This is a genomic window from Streptomyces sp. NPDC005574 (genome assembly GCF_040605435.1).
In the GTDB taxonomy this organism is placed as follows: domain Bacteria; phylum Actinomycetota; class Actinomycetes; order Streptomycetales; family Streptomycetaceae; genus Streptomyces.
This window is the reverse complement of record NZ_JBEXCW010000224.1, coordinates 1-3,922: the sequence shown is the minus strand read 5'-3', so window position 1 is coordinate 3,922 and position 3,922 is coordinate 1. Positions and strand designations below refer to the sequence as shown.

Sequence of the window (3,922 nt, the reverse complement as noted above, 5' to 3'; positions counted from 1 at the left end):
CATGGCCTCGGTCGAGCACCGCGCCCACAAGGGCCTGAACAACCGGGCCGAGAACAGCCACCAGCCCACCCGCCAGCGCGAGCGCGCCATGAAGTTCTTCCGCTCACCCGGATCCGCGCAACGATTCCTGTCCGCGTTCAGCGGCATCTCACCCCATTTCCGCCCCGGCCGGCACCTGATGACCGCTGCCGAGCACCGCCTCGAGATGACCCTCCGCTTCACCCTCTGGGAACACGTGACCGCCACCGTCGGCCTGCCCGCCACGACCTGAACCAGGGCAGCCACCGGGCCCCACCACACCCCGACACGCCTCCAGACGATCACAAGCTCATTAACGTGACAGCGCCGAGCGGTGGAAAAGCTCGACGAGGGGTTCCGTGATGGTTGATGTTACGCGGCTTCGGTGAGGGGTTCGTGGTCCTGGGGTGCGAGTTGGATTACGTCGACGGGTGTGGGGTCGAGCAGGTCCCGTCGCATGCCTTCGAGCCGGCGCAGGGCGGCGGGGGTCATGGTGAAGCCGCGCCAGCCGGTGGCGGCCCGGTCCAGGACCGCGAACGCGAGGCTGACGCAGGAGGTCTCGTCGGGGAAGCGGCCGATGACCTTCACCCGGCGGCGAGTCTCGCCGAATGTCCGCTCGATGAAGTTCGAATGCCGGATCCGCTTGTGGTGCTCGACGGGGAAGCGCAGGTGAGAGGTGAGTGAAATCCGGTCCTTGAGCAGGGACTTGACTGCGGACGGGTAGGTCTTCTCCCACTTGGTGGCGAAGTCGTCGATGCGGCGCTGGACCGCCTCGACGAGGTGTTGGCCGGGAGGGATCTCGAGCGTGGTGGTGTCGAAGATCTCCCAGAAGTCCTTCTTCACCTCCGCAAGGTCGTGGCGACTGACCTTCGAGGTGACATTGCGGCATTTGTGAATCAGGCACCGCTGGCGCAGGCTGCGGCCCAGAACGAGCTCGCAGGCGGAGATCAGGCCGCCTCCGCCATCCGATATCACCAGCAGCGGCGGCGTGAGACCGCGCTCGAGCAGGCCATTCAAGAAGTCGGCCCAGGCGTCGTGGGACTCCGAGCCGGCGGCTTCCAGGCCGATGAAGACGGGCCTGCCGTCAGTGTCGATGCCCCATGCCGCGAGGACGGGCTCGGCCGGGGCATTGGGGTGCATGCGAAAGTGCGAGGCATCGATGAACAGGTAGTCCAGCGTGACGCCGGACAGGTCACGCTCGCGCCAGTTGTCGTACTCGCCGCGTATGGACTGGCAGATGGAGGAGACCGTGGACTTCGACAGGGCGGCGTCCCAGCCGAGGGCCTCGGCCAGAGTGTTGGTCACGTCCCGGGTGGACAGGCCACGCACGTATGAGGCGATCACCAGCGACTCCAGCGCGTTCGTCCGTGTCACCGACTTCCCGAACAGCCGGGAGGCGAACTTCTCCGTGGTGTCGCGCAGCCTGGGCCGCTTCACCTTTACCGGCCCGGACGTGGTCTTGACGGTCACCTCGCGGTGCCCGTTGCGGTGCCCTGCCCGCACCACCGGCGCCTCCTCCTCGATCACGTCCTGGCCATCGCTGTCCGTAGCCGCATCCGCGCGCTGATAGCGGGCCCGGCCCCAGGAACTCGTCGACCTCCGCTTCCAGCGCGGACTGGATGATCAGACGGGCCCCGAGTCGGGCGACGTCCTCGAGGCAGTCGGCCAGCGGCCGGCCCTCGGCGAACACGGCATCAATCTCGCCACGGATGGCCTCGGTCGGGGATACTCGCTTGTGCACGAGCGTGGGTCCTTCCTCGTACGAACTCTGGACGGTTCAGTACGGAAACCTACGCTCGTCGCCTTTTACACCACCTTCTGGACGCGACCCGTCGTATCGCAGTAACGCCGATTCGCTCCCGCGTCCCGGGGCAACAACGAATGACACTGCGGACAGACAGCGGCGCACCGGCTTCCGGGCCACGCCGTTAAGAATGCCGCCGCGGCCCGGTATTGGGAAGGGCGCGCAGTTCAGCGACCCTGGCGTGTCGGCCGATGTCAGCTGCGGGGCGAGCGGCCTTGCCGGGACTGCGGCCGGCCACGGCCGCCAGAACGGGAGCGGGATGGGGCGACCGGGGCGTCGGCGCTGTTGAAGCCGGGTCCGCTCGGGGCGCTGAAACCGCCGGCAACCGGGGCCACGGCCGTCGGCACGCTACTGGTGGGTGTCACCGAGGCAGGAACGTCAGGAGTCCGGCTGCCGGGGAGAGCCCGGCCAAGGACGCGGGTGTGAGTCATTTCCGGGGCGCAGGCGGCGCAGACCTCCATCAGGGTCCACACCTGGGCGACGGCCGGATCGTGGCGCAGGACCAGCAGGACGCTGCCCGTGCAGCACACCCGGCGACCCTCATGGGAGGCACACCGCGCCTGCCAGCAGGCGCAGGCGGCATCGGGATGCACGGTCGCAGCACGGGCGTGCGCGCCAACGTGGGCTTCGGCGAAACGGCGCAAGGCGGCGAGATCGCGGGAACGCGACGGCATGACACAGGGGGAGGAGCAGGAGACCGACGCCGTACGGTCACCATGACCGGTAATGCGCACAGCCCAGGTCCGGCCCGGACGACGCGCGGCAGGGCTTTCAGAGGGTGGGAGGTCCAAAACCGGCAGTCCTTCGACAAAGGAGGGATGTTCACGCAGCTGCGCACAGGCTCATCTACCCGCACGGGCCGATCCGAGATCCACAAGGTCCATCGGCGGTCCGCGACCGTCATCGTATGCGCGAACGACGGTATGCCCCCACTTGAGTCGACCCGCCTGCCCGCGCACGACGGGCGAGCAACGTGCCACTGCTCCGCTCTCTTTGACCCGCGCAGCACGGCGAGAACGGGCTTCGCATCCGCGATCCCTGAACTTCGTTGAACGGTATAACGCGTACAAGGGACCCCCGCCCCATGCACCCACCCAGAGGGTCCTGCTCCTGCCGGCGATAACAGGAACAGGACCCTCACCTCTGCGCTGTCGGGAATGACGGTCCCGCGCGGGCTGTCCGGGCGGGACCGAATGGTGGCCCTCAGTCTCCCAGAGCGAAAACGGCGACGGGCCGGAGTCGACATGAGGGCTCCGCCGGGCGCGACGCCCCGTTCAGGGTGTGTCGCCGGACCAGTCCCAGCGGTTTCGTCTCAGCGGTCTGCAGGGGTTGGGACCTCGCTGCCCTTCGCATCGAGCGTCGGCTTTCCGGGGCCCACGAGTCACGACAGCGGCGTGGGTCGATGCGATGGGTGAACAGCCCGCAAGAGCTCCCACAGGAGGCGTGAGCCGGTCGGCCTGGGACTGACAAGGGCGCTCGCCAGATCAGACTCGCCTAGGTCTTGAAGAAGGTGTTGCTGTCTTCCTTCACGGGGGTGGAACCGGAAAACAGCAACACCACAGGAATACGAGAAGAAACCGTATCCCCACCCCTGAAGCACGCCAGGAACACATCCCGTACCCCAACGACAACTCCCGGGCGCCGGGAGACCAAGCCCGACCCATCCAGCTAACCAGCAAGAACCAACCCATCGTTGAGTACACAGCCCTCAACCTAGAGATCACTCGACCACTGAACTGAAGACAGAACGCACCGGCCCGTTGGCGTTGGAGTCACCTGCGCGGGGCCGTGTCACCGGTATCTCGTAGGCTCCCGGCCATGAGCGACAGCGAATCCGGCAGACGAGTCATAGACGGGCGCTTTGAGCTGGAGGCGCGACTCGGTGGCGGCGGCATGGGCATGGTGTGGCGAGCGCGCGATCTGGTCCTTGACCGGGCAGTCGCGCTCAAGGAGGTACGACCGCCCGATCCGGGTCTTGCCGAATACGACCCGCAGGGCGCGGCGAGGCATTGTCAGGTTGAGCGGGAGCCCTCGCCGGTGGCATGATCATCTGTCTGGTCGGATCGCCGGGAGGGGCTGCTCGTGGACGCGGTGTCGTAC

The 3,922-nt window shown here is 67.3% G+C and carries 2 protein-coding genes and 1 pseudogene; 2 read left to right on the top strand and 1 reads right to left on the bottom strand.

Going from position 1 to position 3,922, the window contains the following annotated elements:
- Positions 1-271: DDE-type integrase/transposase/recombinase (locus ABZT03_RS43345; protein ID WP_356049709.1), on the top strand; the 271-nt coding region annotated here is incomplete at its 5' end.
- A gap of 119 nt (positions 272-390) precedes the next feature.
- Here the strand turns inward: ABZT03_RS43345 and ABZT03_RS43340 are convergent.
- A complete protein-coding gene (locus ABZT03_RS43340; protein ID WP_356049707.1) occupies positions 391-1,545 on the bottom strand; it encodes an IS256 family transposase in 1,155 nt (384 codons plus the stop codon).
- A gap of 2,095 nt (positions 1,546-3,640) precedes the next feature.
- On the opposite strand from ABZT03_RS43340, the pseudogene ABZT03_RS43335 reads away from it, so the two are divergent.
- A pseudogene (locus tag ABZT03_RS43335) lies at positions 3,641-3,826 on the top strand (serine/threonine protein kinase); the annotation flags it as partial.
- Positions 3,827-3,922 lie beyond the last annotated feature (96 nt).